The sequence below is a fragment of the Tenacibaculum sp. MAR_2009_124 genome (assembly GCF_900105455.1).
Classification (GTDB): Bacteria; Bacteroidota; Bacteroidia; order Flavobacteriales; family Flavobacteriaceae; genus Polaribacter.
The window spans coordinates 1-17,047 of record NZ_FNSF01000006.1 but is presented as its reverse complement, the minus strand read 5'-3'; the positions used below and the strand labels follow the sequence as shown (position 1 = coordinate 17,047).

Annotated in this window: 18 protein-coding genes and 1 pseudogene; 13 read left to right on the top strand and 6 right to left on the bottom strand. The window is 29.7% G+C overall.

Annotation, left to right across the window (positions count from 1 at the left end; translation table 11 throughout):
* Positions 1-47: 47 nt before the first annotated feature.
* From BLW23_RS16480 to BLW23_RS16450, 6 genes are all read right to left on the bottom strand, one after another.
* Positions 48-2,588, bottom strand: a complete 2,541-nt coding sequence (locus tag BLW23_RS16480; RefSeq protein ID WP_093671919.1) for a type IV secretory system conjugative DNA transfer family protein — start codon at positions 2,586-2,588, stop codon at positions 48-50.
* Between the two features lie 30 nt (positions 2,589-2,618).
* Positions 2,619-3,089 carry a hypothetical protein gene (locus BLW23_RS16475; protein WP_093671917.1) on the bottom strand — a complete coding sequence of 157 codons (471 nt, stop codon included), beginning with the start codon at positions 3,087-3,089 and terminating at the stop codon, positions 2,619-2,621.
* Between the two features lie 240 nt (positions 3,090-3,329).
* On the bottom strand, positions 3,330-3,587 hold the full coding sequence (locus BLW23_RS16465) for a hypothetical protein (RefSeq protein WP_093671913.1): 258 nt from the start codon (positions 3,585-3,587) through the stop codon (positions 3,330-3,332).
* Positions 3,588-3,589: 2 nt separating this feature from the next.
* On the bottom strand, positions 3,590-5,095 hold the full coding sequence (locus BLW23_RS16460; protein ID WP_093671911.1) for a hypothetical protein: 1,506 nt from the start codon (positions 5,093-5,095) through the stop codon (positions 3,590-3,592).
* Between the two features lie 83 nt (positions 5,096-5,178).
* Positions 5,179-6,039, bottom strand: a complete 861-nt coding sequence (locus tag BLW23_RS16455) for a DUF3945 domain-containing protein (protein ID WP_143032206.1) — start codon at positions 6,037-6,039, stop codon at positions 5,179-5,181.
* 170 nt (positions 6,040-6,209) lie between these two features.
* Positions 6,210-7,448: a hypothetical protein gene (locus BLW23_RS16450; RefSeq protein WP_093671907.1), complete on the bottom strand. Its 1,239-nt coding sequence runs from the start codon at positions 7,446-7,448 to the stop codon at positions 6,210-6,212.
* Positions 7,449-7,539: 91 nt separating this feature from the next.
* Between BLW23_RS16450 and BLW23_RS16445 the strand changes: the two genes are divergently transcribed.
* From BLW23_RS16445 to BLW23_RS16390, 13 genes and pseudogenes are all read left to right on the top strand, one after another.
* A complete protein-coding gene (locus tag BLW23_RS16445; RefSeq protein WP_093671905.1) occupies positions 7,540-8,340 on the top strand; it encodes a M23 family metallopeptidase in 801 nt (266 codons plus the stop codon).
* Positions 8,341-8,375: 35 nt separating this feature from the next.
* Complete coding sequence (locus tag BLW23_RS16440; RefSeq protein ID WP_093671903.1) at positions 8,376-9,650, top strand: hypothetical protein; 1,275 nt, start codon at positions 8,376-8,378, stop codon at positions 9,648-9,650.
* 378 nt (positions 9,651-10,028) lie between these two features.
* On the top strand, positions 10,029-11,060 hold the full coding sequence (locus BLW23_RS16435; RefSeq protein ID WP_093671901.1) for an N-6 DNA methylase: 1,032 nt from the start codon (positions 10,029-10,031) through the stop codon (positions 11,058-11,060).
* An 824-nt stretch (positions 11,061-11,884) separates the two neighbouring features.
* Positions 11,885-12,010, top strand: a complete 126-nt coding sequence (locus BLW23_RS23730; protein WP_255362820.1) for a hypothetical protein — start codon at positions 11,885-11,887, stop codon at positions 12,008-12,010.
* 172 nt (positions 12,011-12,182) lie between these two features.
* A complete protein-coding gene (locus tag BLW23_RS16430; RefSeq protein WP_093671899.1) occupies positions 12,183-12,524 on the top strand; it encodes a hypothetical protein in 342 nt (113 codons plus the stop codon).
* A 359-nt stretch (positions 12,525-12,883) separates the two neighbouring features.
* Entirely contained in the window at positions 12,884-13,522 is a 639-nt protein-coding gene (locus BLW23_RS16425) for an SNF2-related protein (protein ID WP_093671897.1), read from the top strand.
* Positions 13,444-13,944 (top strand): helicase C-terminal domain-containing protein, encoded by a 501-nt coding sequence (locus BLW23_RS23925; protein WP_093672117.1) that lies wholly within the window; start codon positions 13,444-13,446, stop codon positions 13,942-13,944. The genes BLW23_RS16425 and BLW23_RS23925 overlap by 79 nt, the downstream gene beginning before the upstream one ends.
* A 434-nt stretch (positions 13,945-14,378) precedes the next feature.
* Entirely contained in the window at positions 14,379-14,891 is a 513-nt protein-coding gene (locus tag BLW23_RS16415; RefSeq protein ID WP_143032205.1) for a hypothetical protein, read from the top strand.
* 321 nt (positions 14,892-15,212) lie between these two features.
* A complete protein-coding gene (locus BLW23_RS16410) occupies positions 15,213-15,545 on the top strand; it encodes a hypothetical protein (RefSeq protein WP_093671893.1) in 333 nt (110 codons plus the stop codon).
* A 35-nt stretch (positions 15,546-15,580) separates the two neighbouring features.
* A pseudogene (locus tag BLW23_RS16405) lies at positions 15,581-15,955 on the top strand (PRTRC system protein E); the annotation flags it as partial.
* A gap of 90 nt (positions 15,956-16,045) precedes the next feature.
* Positions 16,046-16,270, top strand: a complete 225-nt coding sequence (locus tag BLW23_RS16400) for a PRTRC system protein C (protein ID WP_176829857.1) — start codon at positions 16,046-16,048, stop codon at positions 16,268-16,270.
* Between the two features lie 67 nt (positions 16,271-16,337).
* The gene (locus BLW23_RS16395; protein ID WP_093671887.1) at positions 16,338-16,592 is read left to right on the top strand and encodes a hypothetical protein; all 255 of its coding nucleotides are present in this window, start codon (positions 16,338-16,340) and stop codon (positions 16,590-16,592) included.
* Between the two features lie 4 nt (positions 16,593-16,596).
* Complete coding sequence (locus BLW23_RS16390) at positions 16,597-16,887, top strand: hypothetical protein (protein WP_093671885.1); 291 nt, start codon at positions 16,597-16,599, stop codon at positions 16,885-16,887.
* Positions 16,888-17,047: the final 160 nt, after the last annotated feature.

The following is a 17,047-nucleotide window of genomic DNA, read 5'->3' as shown; positions in this document are numbered from 1 at the left end:
TCAATATTAATAAAAAAAAGGAGTACATTTTGTACTCCTTTTTTTTGTCAATCATCATATTCAATATGATAGGAATCATCAGTATTATAATGATCTATTATATTATCATCATCGATATCATCATTTGAATTCACTTCTGAATTTAATTCTGATTTGGATTTCCCAAACATATCAACTAATTTTTTAGAAGGAGCCTTATTCATATCATTCATGAAATTTGTAGCCAGACTTTCACTTTCATTTATGCTGGTTTCTATTTCTTCTGATATTTTATCCTTATCAAAAATTGTATGTTCTGGAAGTTTTCCTTTTGCCGCATAATATTCCTCTTTCACTAGCTCGTCAACATCAATAATAATCTCAATAAAATTATCGTCTAGTAATTTGTCTATCTTTTTTTGAACCAAAAAAGAATCTATAATACTATTTATTTGTCCTATAAATTTCGTTTTTACTTTTTTATCTAAATTTTGGGTTTCTTCCTGAGACAGATTATTATAATCTTTTATAAGCTGGAGGTGATTGAATAGTTTCATATCCTTTATTAAACCAACAAACTTCTGTCTTTCCAAAATATGCTCGTAATTCGATTGAGCAATATCTAATATATGTTGATTGTAAAACAATATATAATCTTTAAAATCAGTATCTATCTTTACAATTACATCGTAAAAATCTAATTCCTCCATTAGTTTTATTACATCCTTTATTTCTTCCTCATGTTCATCATCCCTAAATTCATTAATAATTGGAATTTCATACTTGTTTTGGATTTTCTTAGATTCCATGTTCGGCATAATACTCCCATAAAAGAGTTTCTGAGCAATTTTTTCTTTAAAAGTGTCTGCAACTATACCTGCAAAATCCCCTGTACTCATTGCTGTTATTTTACTTACCGGCAACAGCTCTTGCATTTGAGTGCTTACACTTGTTGACGTATCATTCTTATTAATAGTATGACTCGTTTTCTTTTGATGAATTTTACCAAATATTTGACTAACCCTTTTTGCAGTTTCTCCTTTAGCACTTCCACATACCGCATTAGCACAGTTATCATAAACTACATCTGATTCTTCCTTTCCATAACTGGAAAACAACTGAGAAATACTCTGTATACCCAATATAGTAGCAATAAAATTAGATCTTCCAGTATCAATAACTTTTCTAAGGCCCATGATAAAAATGGTGGGAAGCTCATCCAATATTAAACCTAATGGACGCATCCCTTTTTTATTAACTACCTGAAGAATTTTATTGATATACAATCCAATAGGAGCTGAATAAATTTCCTGCCTGTCAGGATTGTTTTGTATACAAACCATTTTAGGGTGATTAGGGTCGTTTATTTGTATAGAAAAATCATTACCACTCATTACATAGAAAAGTTCCTTATTAGATAATTGAGAAAGCGAAATTTGAGCACTTGCCGTTTGCCCCGATAGCTGTTGATTAGCTTCTCTCTCTAAAGCGTCTTTAAACGGTATCATTAAACTCCTAACCTCCATGTCCTTGAGCATAATTTCTAATAAATACTCCACATTTACCGAAGAAAGAGTTATTACATGTGGCAACGTACACAAATTCTTTCCCTTTTCTTCAGATTTCTTTTTTAAGTACCAAATCAATCCAGAAACAAAGCTTATGGCCGACTTAGCAAAAAAATCCGTTTTTTTGATCCATTCCTTATTTAAATTTTTCATCAAAATATTAGCAGCGTCTCCTGCGTCCGTTTGATTGGTCATTAAATAAGGATTGATAGGGTTACATCTATGAGATTTTTCTATATTATCAAAACAAATAAAATATGGTGTAGGTATCAGTTTCAACTTCTCAGGGTCATCTTTATACTTTTCTTTTAATTTTTCTAAATAATTGTAAGATATACGGCTTAAAGAATCAAACTTAAAGTCATAAATAAGCAAGGTGAAAAACTTTTGAAGCATCTGTTCAATAATTTCTTCAAAAAAAGCAAAAGATTTACCACTACCAGGAGTACCAATAATTAATAACGCACGAAATAAGTTTACAAAATTAATCCATCCCTTTCTCATCTTTCCTTGATACCTATAGAGATACGGAATATTTACTGAATACTCGTTTTCTATTTTTTGCTCAGTCTGTTGAAAAGTCTCATTTTCATCATTGAAAGGATCCTCTTTCGATAAATCTTTAAAAGCCATTACTTCAAAAAACTTTATACAACCAATAATTGTTAAAATGAACCCAACAGAATAAAACGAAATCGATTCGTAAAATGAAATCATTGCATCATCTCTTATTAAATCCGATAAAAACAAAAATGAAATTCCAGAAAAGAAAAGTATAATAGCACTATAGACTGAAACTCCTTCTCTTTTTTTTGGTCTATACATAAAAACAGAACCAATAATAAACATTAATAAAATTAACTTGTTGTGGTAAGGTTTTTTTAAAATCTCGAATTTTTGAAAAAATATATAAAAACCATTACTGTAAAAACCATCTAATTTGTGATAAATGATTAAAGGGTAGTAAGTTATATAAGCTATCATTAAAAAAACGACTACAGATAGAAACATCCCTGAGTAGGAAGTTGTTTTTGAGTTCATATTTTGAGAATTAGAATATTATTTTTAAAGTTAGGAGTATATTGTATCAATTACTTTTTGCTCCTGTAATCTACGTAAAACTGAATACATTATTCTAGACTCAGCCTCAGTGTTTTTTTCATTCTTGTTCCATCTACTATAAATATTTCCAGTTCCAAAAGGATTATAAACCGTTTTCATCCTATTATAAGAATCAACCTCTATAAGCCCCCATTTAAAAGGAAGTTCTTCTTTTGTAAGTAAGCCCTTTGGAGTAATATAAAAACGAAAATCACCCATACCTTTTTCTGGTTGCTCTCGAAAAGATTTCTTTTTATCAACCATAAAATCAGATCGAGAAACTTTTGCCTCTAATAAAAAAGTATAATTACAAGATCTAAAACCTATCACATCAGGTATTTCTTTGTTAGTGGTCTTTAATTCCTTAAAAGCAACACCACAACGCTTTAAACACCACTTATAACCTAATTCAACAAGCTCTGTATGTGTTATAGGCTTCATGACTTTATTCTCTTAATGTTAAATAAAGATGAACCAATCCATTGTAAAACTTTTTTTAACCGTATACCTAAAATAATGATTAACGATAATCCTGGAATTAACAGCCCAGTTTTTACTAAAATTTTAAAAGTTTCCTTATAAATTTCAGGATCACTCTGGATCATATAAAAACTAGTAGAACACGTAAGAACAAATAAAACATAACCAATCAAAGAAAAAAGCACTAAGTGCCATATACTCTTATTCATGATCTTGTGAAATTTCATTTTTAAAGTCCTCCAAAATAAATTCTTGAGCCTCTAAAAAACTAATTTTTTCCTTTTCTGACTTCTCTACAGTATTATCAAATAAATTTATAGACTTCTTGGCTACATAATCAATGTATGAATCGTTTATTTCTAATCTATGTTTTAATGAAATATATTCATCTTGATCTAATATATTTTTGATAAAATCACTGTAATAATGGTGATCGAAATTTACTTGATTTGATTTCATGATTATAATTTTAAATTATTGTTTTTTTTTTCGATAACCGATTTATCGGCTACCTTATAATGAGATTTATATAGAATATTAATTGCATCTAAGGGAATGATGTATTGATGATTTAAACCAAAATCAACAACTAATTTCTCCTTATCTTTTTTATTTACAATGCCTTCATTGGATGTCCCTTCGGGTCCTTTTTCACTTTTTAGTTTAATACGATCCCCTCTTTCAAAGTCTTCAATGGTAAAAGAATTAAGAGATTTTACCCTATTTTTCTTATAAATGATTAAATCATCATTCCAATCTTTAGCTACAGATTTTTCAAGTTTAGCCCCCTTTATAGGAAGATACACTTTATTGAAAACAGACAACATTCTTTTGTTATCAATACTAATTCCTTTTTCGTTATTAGAATGCTTTTTTTGATACTCAAATTTTACTTTATCTTTAAACAACACAGTATTTATAGAGGTAGCTTCTAATTCAGATTTTATATACTTGTAATCCTTTTCAATATCACTTATATTATTATAATGAACCATAATCCAAGCATTGTTATCCTTATGACCCGTTGTTACCATAATTTCCTTATTTAGTTCACTAGTCATATGGGTATAAACACTTACATCAAAAGAAAAACCAGCAGCGTCATTATCTGTAATAGAATGAATTTGAATATTAGGGTTAGATACTATTCTTGGTAATATGTTAGAACTAAATTCTTCCAACTTTTCTTTATAAACATTTCCTCCAAAGGAAAAATACATCGCATTCTTAGGATTTTTCAGCTCAATATGAGCCGCTAAATCTTTTCCATCTTCAGCAAAATAAATAGTGTCGGTTTTACCTAAATTTGGGTTCGTATAAAATAAATAACGATCCTTGTTATTTAATACAACTCTGAATTTCTCGACCTTATCGGTCTTCTTACTTAAATAAGGCTTGTTATAAACAATATAATTCTTAATTATACCCGAACTATCATATTTAGGAAAAGCAATATTAGGTATTCTACTTCCATTATCATTGATGTGATACGCATTGAAAATTCGTCCCTTTAAATATGGAGATTCCAAGGTTTCCCTCGAAATGTGCCTGTCAACTACCAAATGCCTAGGATTTTTTAAATCAGTAATATTGTAATTATTCTCAAGCGATTTATCACTTGATTTCACTCTTTTAGTTACTTTTAATTCTTCTATATTGATAAGTTCAGCTCTATTAATTATTTCTAGACCTTCTTTTACGGCTTCAAAAAAATTAAGACGCTTGTAGTTTCTTAAAAATTTAAAAAAATATCCTTTGTTCTCTGAATCGTTTCTATCAAAATAACTGATAATATCTCTTGAAGTATTTAAAACAATTTTTTCATTAGAGTTCTTTTTTCTGAACTCCATCGAGCCAGCACTCTTTTTATACAAATCAAAACCAATAGTTTTTAAATACATAGGGAAATTAACCTCTGTATTAATCTTATCAATATATCCGTTTTTTTTTATGTCGTCGTAATTCATACTCTAATTGTTTTACAACAATAGCCAATATTTTCATATTGGCTATTGATAAAAATAGGGAAAATTAAAAAAAGCCTGGGGGACTACATTGTTATTCCTTGTTTTTTACTATTTTTTTTTTCGGAATTCTTTACTTTTCCTTGCTCATTTGAAGTTTTAAGACCTACTTCCTCAAAAGTTACATCCAAGTTCTTTGCCTGTTCATTCTTGGGGCTTCTAGTTTTATCACCCTTCGCATCATAATAGATATCAACGGTGTTTTTCTCACCACCTTTAGTGGTGTACTCAAACTTAATAGTCTCCCCTTCATTTAAACTTTTGGCTTGGTCATGTGTTAACTTTTGACCATACACATAGGTGTTTTCTGAAAGCAATGAACGATCAATTACCTGATTTAACTTTTCAGAATACCAACCAATTTTGGGATATTGTTCACCATCCTTTGATACCGCGTTATACAATACCTGTTTTCCCATTATCAATTGATTGTATTCTTCTTTGGTAAATTGGTAGTTTCTTGAGACAGCATTGGCTAAGGTGAATTCCTTATTGCTTTTAATAGTAACATCAAGCTTTGAACCAAGATCTTGATCAAATTTCATGCGAAGCATTTTTACACCATCTCTGTTAACCCCCTGAGTATCTTTATAAGTGTATTCATAGTAAGCGTCCTGACCTTGAGATAAAAGACTCTTCACGTATGGGTCAACTTCTTTTTGTTTTATAAAAACGTTAGCAAGTTTTTCCTCAACTTCCTTTTTAGCATATCTTTGTTTTGGATTCGAACTAAGCTCGTAAAACTTACTATCCTTTGAGAAAACCTCTTCTTGTCCACTTTTAAACTTAAAGTGAATATTTAAGTCTTCCTCTTTTGTAACGATGGCTCGCTGCCATACATTGTTCAACTTAACGAATGCATACTTTTTTTGTTCTTGTTTTTCCATAATTAATGAGATTTGAGATTTGAATATTATTTTTATTACTATATTTGTAATAGATTTCATGGTTTAATGCGTGAGAAACATTAAACGTGAATATGATGCGTGAGAACATCATATTTAATGAGTGAGATTTAGAATATTATTTAAAAGGAAGTGTGAGAGCTTCCTTTTTTTTATTGTGCTATCTTATACTCCTCAAAAGTATTTCCTTCATTAGCCGTCGATTTTGTGTTAAATTCATTAACCCAAGAATGTTTCTTAGGTTTTAATATTTCTAAGCCCTCTTTTAAATAATGCTTGAAATAATTCCATACCGAAAATTTAATGGCATTTACCTCTATCGGTATCCTTAATTTTACCATATCCTTTTCACTTGATAGTCCTATTATCGATCTATTGATCTTTTGCTGATTGGGAAATTTATTGTACTCAATAAAATCATTACTTACACCAGCATTAAATTCTTTTAATTTATTGAAATAACGTATAAAAGTTTTTTCTTCTCCTTTTTTAAAGACCACTGATATGTAATTATGAAGAATACTCACATTAAAGTTATCCTGAGTCAAAAAAGAAATAAATTGTAAATCCCTTAAATAACCATCAATGTCTTTTGATCCAGTAAAAGATATAATTAACTTCTTTGCTTTTGCTATTTCTTTTATTTTCATTAATATTTTCGTAGTCTCATAATTGATATCAGGTATGGCTAAATACAACGAATCATCCAAGTTAAAAGTCTTGTAAAATGATATAGCTTCTTTTGGATCCTTGAAAACTACAATACGCTCTATTTTCTTGGGAATATTACTAAACCATATACTGTTTTTTACAGTAGTAAATTCGTCCTTATTTAATTGTTTACCATCAACTAAATATCCACAAATCTTATTACCACTATTGAAAAGAGGAAATTTCACCTCACCCTGTTTTGTTAAAAAAAGACGACCCTTTATAATCGGATCGTCTTCTAACCCCTTGTATAATTTATCTACTTCCTTTGAATTATTTGCATTTGCTTGAGATGAGAATGGAATATTAAGTAAAAGGAAATGATTAAAATTTGTGTCAACTATTTCTAATGCAATTTCTTCCGTATTTAAAAGTAAATCACACTCTTTATCAAGATATTCATTAAACTTATTGTGCAACTTACCCCATAATCCTTTAACCTCTCTACCTTCAATCTTTGCAACATACTCTTCTACCAAATCAGAAGCTTGCAACTTTAACTCAGGTTGTTGTGTATTATAGTATAAAAACCCCTTATCTGTTTTAATAACTACATAATAAAACCCAGATTTTCCGTATACAACATACTTCTTATCTGTAGCTAATAGCTTGTAATTTAGATAGTCAAATAGTGTCGGTAAATAAACCCTCTGATTATGATCACTCCAATAATTTAACACTTGTTTCTCTTTTTAAATTTGTAAATAATTACTAAGTTTGTAAATAAACTATAAAACAAAACTACAAATTAAAATTAAAACCGCAAATAAAATGAAGGATATTTATATAAAAAAAACACTTAGTTTCTTGAGAACGTTTTTCAAAGATCTCTCTTCAAGCCAGGCACTTGCCATTGGTTTTTTTATTATTATTATATGTTTTACCTTGTTTAATAAAAAATTTTCAGATAGTCCCAAGTGGCTTATGGAACAAAAAAGTGAATTCGAAAAATTATCCTATCAACTCAGTAAATCTTCAAAAGATAGCCTTATTGATTCTCTTTTTTTAGCTAGAGAACAAAAAATAATCATAAAAAAAATTAATAAAAATATTGGAGTATATCTTTATAAACTAAATTCATATAGTTATATCAATGTGCTCGAACCTTATTTAATATTTGTTCCTGCGGTACTAGATGATATCCCTTCTATTGTTCCTTTGGAAAAAGGAGATTATCAACTATCAAGTAATTTTGGAACACGTTTTCATCCTATTGATAAGAAATACAAAAAACATTATGGCATAGACCTTGCTGGTCCAGTGGGTAAAGAAATATATGCCTCCGCTAACGGATTTATAATTGAGGCTAAACTAGATAAGAATGGCTATGGCCATCACGTTATTATTCAACATCGTTTCGGTTTTCAAACACTCTATGCACATATGGATAAAATCCTAGTATCTCGCGGTGATCGAATCAAACAAAACCAACTTATAGGAACTATTGGAAACACTGGAGCGTCCACCGGAAGCCATTTACATTATGAAATCATAAAAAACAAAGAAAAGATTGACCCCAAAGCCTCATTTAATCTCAAAAGGGACATCTTTGAAAAAATTATAAACCTGTAATAATATTCTAAAAAAAATCTCAAATCTCATTAATTATGGAACATTCAATACAAGAATTCTCACAACTTCAAAAATTTCTTCACAACTTCAAAAAAAAAGTATTTAAAATAAAAAATAAAGTTAACGCTATTAACGACCTCGATTTTAAAATTTTTAAAAACATAGAATATAAAAACGTTTCTCCCCAAGAAATCACAAGCCTCAAACACCTTATCTACCTAAAAAACATCGATCTGGAAAAAAAAGGTTTTATCACCCACAACCTTAACGAACTCATAGCCAAACATCAACTCTTAGAAAAACAAAGCGAAAAAGATCAAAAAATAATCCCCATTGGAAACATTGAAATTCTCGACAATTCTATCGTTAATAAAAACATTATAATTGGATATAACAGTAAAAATAATAAGTTTTACCTTTCCTATAATAAAGTAAATAACCTACCTATATGGAATCCCTATTCCCCAAGAAAAATTAAAGAACAACTTCATAAATTACACCCTCTAAATAGTTCCAATCTTCAGTTTAAAAGACTCTTTTTTAAAAAAGATATTCAATCTATATCTAAAGAAAAACAAACTTTTATTCAAAACCAATTCAATGCTATTGTTGTAGAAGCTTTTAAAAACAATAAGTATTTTCAAAAAAACGTACAACTTATTAACCTAGATATTTTCCAAAACAAAGACAAATACCTTCATCAAAATATTAAATTTGATCACAAAGGAAAATCAATCATAGGAACGGTCAATGAAATCAACAAAGATTTTATTTCTATTGAACCCCTAATTCAAAAATCAAATCAAAATAATATATACCTTCTTACTCCAAAGGATATACAACACCAAGTCAATCAAAATAATATACAACTTATTTCAAAACTAAATTCTAAATATTATTTAGGGCAAAGCCATGGAGAACTTAAAATAGGAACTATTATCAGTGAAAAAGGGCAATCTCAAACTAAATGGTATTCAATGGAACAGTTTCTCTCCAATGAAAATATTCCTCTAAAGGTTCGAAACAACATTCATAAAAATGTAATTTTCGACAAAAACTTCTTTCTCGAATCTGAAAGTATTTCACTAAATAAAAACCAAAAATCAGTTGAAATAAAAAAACACTTTCAAACTCAAAAATATTTCATAACAAAACATATCGCTAATAATAGAGATATTCAGTTTGAACCACTCAATAAAAAATCTTTTGATAAATTGGTTAAAGAATTTAATAATGATAAGAACTATCATAAACTAAATCAAATATCAAAATATCTGCCTAAAGACAAAAAAAAAGAAATCTCATTATAAAACTCACTCAATGCAATTCACATTATCAATTCAAAATCATCAAACAAAACAAGAAGTATTCAATACTCTAATTTTTTTTGATTCCGTTACAGAACTTATAGAAAAACTCAATTTCTCTAAAAGCTATCGTAATAGTAAAGGTAACTTTTCCTTAAAAATTTCTTCTGAAAATAAAACCCACATTATCATCTATTGTAATAACATCTCAAAGACAAATGAGCTCAAAAATAAAATCATGAATATAGTTATCGAAAAGATGCAAAACTATCAAGAAAACTAACTCCCTTATTACTCAATAATATATTTTAAAACTAACTAAGTAAAACAGCATCCCTTCCCTGTTTTACTTAGTATTATTCTAAATCTCATCTCAAAATTATGAAGCTATCCAAAAAGAAGTACTTACAGTACATCATTCAAACTATTGAAGCTATAAATAATAGTAATAACTTTAAAAATACTTTTATTAATAACCCTGGTTTCGGACGAATATTTGATATTATTAAATCTGAAAAAGACTTTCAATTACTCGAACAAACACTAAATAAATTTTACGGAGAACAATATTCTCAAACTGTTTTAAGTAGCCTAAAGCAAGCTTCTTTAACTTCTTATTTTACTCCCGATCCACTGGTCGATCTTATTGTGAACTTTTTAAATAAAAACAATACCTTTCTTCCTAAAACCATATTAGAACCTGCCGCAGGAAACGGTGCTTTTGTAAAATCTCTTCTCAAAGTTTTTCCTCAAGCTAAATACACTGCCTTTGAAAAAGATGTTATCACCTCCTCTATATTCTCTCACAATTTTCAAAACAATAAAAACGTTACTCTCTATGGAATTCCTTTTGAAGTACACGCCAATACCGATGCACCTAAAACCTATGATCTGATAATTTCTAATATACCTTTCGGTAGTGCATCCGTTTTTGACCCTTCCATATCACATTATGAAGACGATTACGTAATTAAAAAAAGCCTACATGGCTATTTCTCATTTAAAATCAATACACTATTAAACCCCAAAGGAATTGCCGTTATTATTACTACTAAAAATCTATTGGATAGAGAGAAAAACCAAAAAATTAGACAACAAATTATTAACCAATCCAATTTTATTGGAGGTTTCAGACTTCCAAATGATACCTTTGAAAAGGAAAACACTAAAGTTGTAACAGATCTCCTTTTTTTTCAAAATAATCAAGGACTTATTACCACTAAAGAACAAAAGGATTTAAACCAACTCTTTATTGATACTAAAGCCATTAATGTTGGAGACAATAAAGTCTCCTATAGTGCCTATTTTAAGGAATATCCAGAGAATGTACTTGGTGAAATCATAGAAGGCGGACTTTATCATAATAGGATTATACTATCGACTCTTTTAACAATAGTATTGAACATTACCTAAGCATAGTTTTGATCAATTTTCTAATTTTAAAAGCATAGACTTTACCTTTCTCTTAAATCTCAAGAACCCTAGAAACCAAGAAGTAGCAGTAGAAACTAACTTGCCAAGTGCTGTTCTATATAGAGGCGAATTACAACCTGGCAATATTATCGTTGATCAAAAATAATTGCTAAAATATCAGCTTCAAAACTCTTGATTACATTAAACAAACCCCTTGAATTTGATAAATTATCTAAATTATTCACATCAGAGATCGTTATATAGATCTTATCAATGAATCAAAAATAGAGACTTTTTAACTCCATACAAAAAGAACTTAATTATGATTACGATTTGTTTTTCTTTCAATACGGTGCTCTTAATGAAAAAGAAATAGACATTTGTAGCTCTTGATAGACAAGCTCCACTTATTCTAGGTCTTGAAAAACTAGAACAAAAACATTATCAAATCCGATATCTTCTCATCAAGTCAAAGAATCAAGGAATCTGAAGTAAAAATTGATTCTCTCAACGATGCTATTTTTATAGTTTAAATAAATACAATAGATTAGATATCAAAGAAATTTCATCTCTTTTAAATATACCTCAAAAACAAATTATAGAACAAGGAATTTCGGAGCAACTTTTCTACTTCGATTTTCAAAAGAACCAAAAGTGAATATCGTTACTTCACAAGAATTCTTCAGCGGTTTGATCTATCAAAAAATAGATCTCTATAAAAATGGGGATTTTGGAAAATACAAAGTTATATAGACAAATCCTACTTAGATAAAACCATTGCTAAACTCGAAGAGGTTAAACCACCCATAACTTCTTTTGAAGACATGGATATTAAGCTTCACGAATCATGGATGCCCTATGATATGGTTGAAGATTTTATTGATATAAATACTTTACTCAGGTTGTCATTCGATTTAATCAAAGTAGTTCAAATATATGGTCAGAGTTGATCATTAGATTTCGATCTTACCAAAAGATTTACCATTCAAACTCAAAACATTTATTACGATTTTGAAAAAGTACTCGCAGCTGCTCTTAACCAATCTATACCTTATGTAACTAAAGGGGATAAAGACAATAAGAAAACAGATAAGGTTAAAATGACCGAGTTCAAAATTAAATTTGAACTACTCTACAAGATTCAAACAATACGTATTAGACAATCCAACAATCAAAGATAAAATAGAAACGATTTTCTATAATAAATATGAAGCTCATCTCAATCCTGTATATGATGGAAAACATCTAACCTTTAAAGGTCTTGAACACTTTACCCCTTATAATTATCAACTCAACACTACCGCCGGTATCTTACAAAATGAAGGACTCTTAGTTCATAAAGAAGTAGGCTTCGGAAAAACGCTTTCTATGGCTATTTCCGCAATGAAATTAAAAGAGTTAGGGATTTCTAAAAAAAACACTTATTGTTGGTTTAAAACCCACGTTAAAACAGCTAGAATCTAACTTTAGAAACGCTTTTCCTAATGCCAATCTTTTCGTACTAGATGACAAAAACGCAAAAACCAAAACTAAACGAGAAATCGCTTTTGCAAACATTGCTCACAATGATTATGATATTATATTGATGAGTCATGAAACTTTTAAACAGATCCCCCAATCTGTTCATACCATTGTTGAAATTATTCAAAATGAATTAAATCACTTGGAAAAAGACCTTTCAGTAATTCATAATAATTCATTTAAAATACATAAAGCGACCTTACACGGCCTAGAACGAAGAAAAACAAAATTTAACCGTTGAATTAAAAGAAATTTATGCTAAACTAGAATTTAAAAAAGACAATACACTGGATTTTGAAAGTATGAAAATCAATCATATTATGGTGGATGAATACCATAAATTCAAAAACTTAATGTATACCACTAGACACAACCGTGTTGGTGGTTTAAATACCTCCTCTGGATCTGAAAGAAGTAAGAATCTATTAGCATCACTTCGAACACTTCAAAAAATATCAGGTAAAGATTATCAAGCCTCTTTTTTTTCTGGTACACCAATTAAAAACTCTATCACTGAAGCTTATGTAATTTTTAAATACCTAATTCCTGAAAAACTTAAACAACTCAACATAGAATCTTTTGATCAATGGGCTCAAATGTTTGCCAATAAAACCTATGAATTTGAACCTACTATTAATGGTGATTTTAAAGTAAAAGAGCGTTTTAGAGAATTTAAAAAATTACGCCTCCTTGCCTCTCTTTATAGACAAGTCTCTATTATTGTCAATTCAACTACTCATAAAGTAGACAAGCCTCAAATCGTTGTCGAGGCCATTCAAATTAAACCTACAAAACTTCAAAACAACTATTTTGAAAATATTAGAGACTTTATCAATACAGGTGATAGTAAAAATTATGAACTATCAGCAGTATCTTTAATAGCACTCCATCACATGAGGTATTCTCTATTGATGTACGATTACTTAACCAAGACCTTATAGAAAATGAAAATAATAAACTATCAATTATCTCAGAGCATGTTGCCAATACTTACTATGAAACGAACGAATTTAAAGGAGTACAAGCCATATTCTCTGATATAGGAACTCCCAAGGATAGTTTTAATGTCTATGATCATATTAAAAATACTTTAATTGATAAACACAAAATTAATCCTAATGAAATCATTTTTATTCATGACTTTAAAAATGACCTTCAAAGAGAACAGTGCTTTAAAGATTTAAATGCAGGTATTTATCGTATTGTTATCGGTTCAACCGATAAACTAGGTACTGGAACAAATTTTCAAAATAGACTTATTCATATTCATCATGTAGATATTCCTTTTGACCCCTCTAAAATAGATCAGAGAAACGGTAGAGGAGCAAGACCAGATAATGTTTTTTGCCAAATCTCATTATAATAACCAAGTAAAAGTCAATTTCTATATAACCAAAAACACTTCCGATGCTGTCATGTTAAACCATGTAAATACCAAAGCCCGTTTTATTAGCCAACTAGTCAACGGTTTCTATTAAACTTAATTCTATTGATTTAGGTCCTATCGATGATAAAGGTGAAATGGACTATAACTCCTTATTAGCCCTGGCACACGATAGCCCTCTTTTTTAAAAAGAAAATCTTAAAAAAGAACTGGAGTCTTTAAAAATTGAAAAAGAAGTATTTAAAAAAAATCATCAGAGCGCAAAGTTTGCCCAATATCGCCAAAAGGAACGTTTCAAGAATTATCAAGACATAGAAAAAAATCTTCAAATAGACCATAAAGATTTCCCTCAAACCATATTGGAAGACTCAAACTATTACCAAAACATTATTCTTATCAATGGAAAAAATTTTATGAAACCTAAAGTACTCGGAAAACATATTATTGAATACTGTCAAGAAAAATCTCAAAAGCAACAGGAATTTGATATTGCTACTTTTTATAAAGCAACTTTATTCTATTCTCACGGAAACATTCTAGTAAGAACTAATAGTGAAAACACCTATGGATATGGCAAAAGACAACTTAATAAAAATGAAAAAGATGTTGCAATGTATATTAAAAATGCTCTTTTAAAAGTAACTCCATTACTCAAAGAGTATAAAGAGTTAGTAGAAAAGACAAAAAAAGAAATTAAAGGAAACCAAATTATCATAGATACCGATTTTCAAAAACAAGATCAAATACATAGCATCGAAAGCAGAATAGCACAGATCAATAAAAAGTTAGATAAAATTCAAGAAGAAAACACTCCTAGTGAAGATTCTAAAAATGATCAAATAAAAAGAAAAACAAAAACAAAGAAAAACAATCAAATAAAGGACCTGTTTTATAAAGACGTTTCACCTTGCTTTACGCTTATATAAAAAGCCTTTGCCATTGGATTTTGTAACAAAAGAAAGAGCTTCTAAAGTCGCTTTTCCTCCTAACAAAAATTTACAAAGCAAAGGCTTTAATATCTCTACAATCAAGAACGCTAGCCCTAACTAAATCCAACACTTTTTATGGTTAGGGAAAAGAAGAGTAAGGTGGGTTTTACCCTTGTTTTTCCAAGAAAAACAAAGGTTTGTTCGTATCTTTATATATATATATAAGAATATTCTAAATCTCACTAATTATGGAAAATCTAAACTCTCAAAGCCTGAAAAAAGGCACGAAAATTACCCTTTTTTACTGTCGGCGAAGCTATGGCAATAACTTGTAAAACCGAATCAACCATACACGGACACAATGAAAAAGGCTACTACGGAAAGATTAAAGGCAAACGTAAAAAGGTCTACCTTATAAATGACCCACAAAATCTACTTTTTGTCGGTTGGGAACTCCCCATTAAAGCCGATACCGAAACCAATCAGTTTATCGGAAATGCACGCCTGAACTTATTAGGAAACTCCAAAGAAGAAGTCAAAAAATACGTGCTGGAAAATGCCGTAAATCTTACTGAAACTATTAAACGAATGATCAATTTCGTAGAAGTAACCGAAGGTTATCAAGATAATATCTATACCCCACTTTTTTAATTTTTTAAGTTTAAGTATTATGTTTTTTCAAAAACTCGCAAACACTCAATGTGAAGCAAGTTACCTTGGCAATCACTATAAGTACCGACAAAATCGTTTCTGTGTCGGTACTGCCAAAGGTAAATGCTCAGGATAAAGCCATTACCAAAATCAAGCAATTGACCCTTACTGCATCAGCAGAAGAACTAGATCAAAAATTCTTTGATATCATTCAACAACCAATGGAGAAAACATCTGAAATAATCTCCAATATAGAAGAATATGAAAAAAATCTAGAACAAGCTCAAAAAAATTCTCAATACAATAAAGATAAAAGGAGAAAATCAAAAAAACAATTCTCGCTCTTACTGAATGTACAGACCATAAAGAATTTAATGCTCTTAAAGATCACCAAAAGGCAATCAATCTAGCACAAAAAGTCCTAGACATTGACCCTAAGAATAAAAAGGCTCTCGATATCATAGAGACCATGAAAAAGTATAACAAACCCTCTCTTTTTAGTGAATAGTTATGAAAATAGATCAAATCAAAAGAAACTTCTGTTTGTAAATGGAAGCGAAAAAATAACCCTAGATGATATCAATCCAACACTATCCAATGAAGATATCTTAAACCACTTTTCAAATCTTTACCCAGAGCTGACAACAGCCAAAATAGTAGACCTTGGTTTTGTGGATGGGGAGAATAAAATAGAGTTTAGAACCATTGCAGGAACTAAAGGATAGCTAGTTCCTGTATATACTGAGAGGGGAAGAGGTAAGGGACTTCCCCTCTTTAAAAAAATATAACGTCATGAAAAAATTTAAGTACAATGGTCTAGAATTTCAACCTTTTAGACAACTCAATAAACAAGAACGTAATAAAGAATTAAGACTTGAGCTTGTCTCTATCGGGATTAACTCCTATGATAACGCCTCTATTCAATATAACTACGATGACTTCTATAAACAAGCCAAAAAAGTAGGAGCTCAGAAAATAGATGTCTTTCTATATGATGGTATTAAAGTAGTACCATGCACCAACGAACTATTTGAACTTAAAAGATAATAATATGAGTAGGTTCTATAAAGCTTGCCTGAAAGAGCAATATCAAAACGAACAAACCATTGAGCTTATTAATACAGCTTTTATCAATGAGTTTCAAGCGCCTAAAGTAAAGGTGGATAATTTCGAAATACCAATTATCAATAACATACAGTACCTACAATGGGAACTGGATAACATGAAAGAAAATCCACTGACAGCACCAAAACATTGGAGTGTAGCCAAACTTAGAAAAGCTACGTGGAAAACCCTTTCCGATGAGCTGCAATTCAAAGGGTACGGATACGGTGAAGTATAAATTTCTGTACCTCTAATGATCTGAAAGACTCCAACATCTTAATAATAAGATGTATTTATAAATGACAAAATCTAAAAAGTATAGCCAGTTCTTTCGTTGCCCCCAACAACAGCCATAAAAATAGCTTCGAAATTGTCGATAGCTTCCTTAAAGAATACTT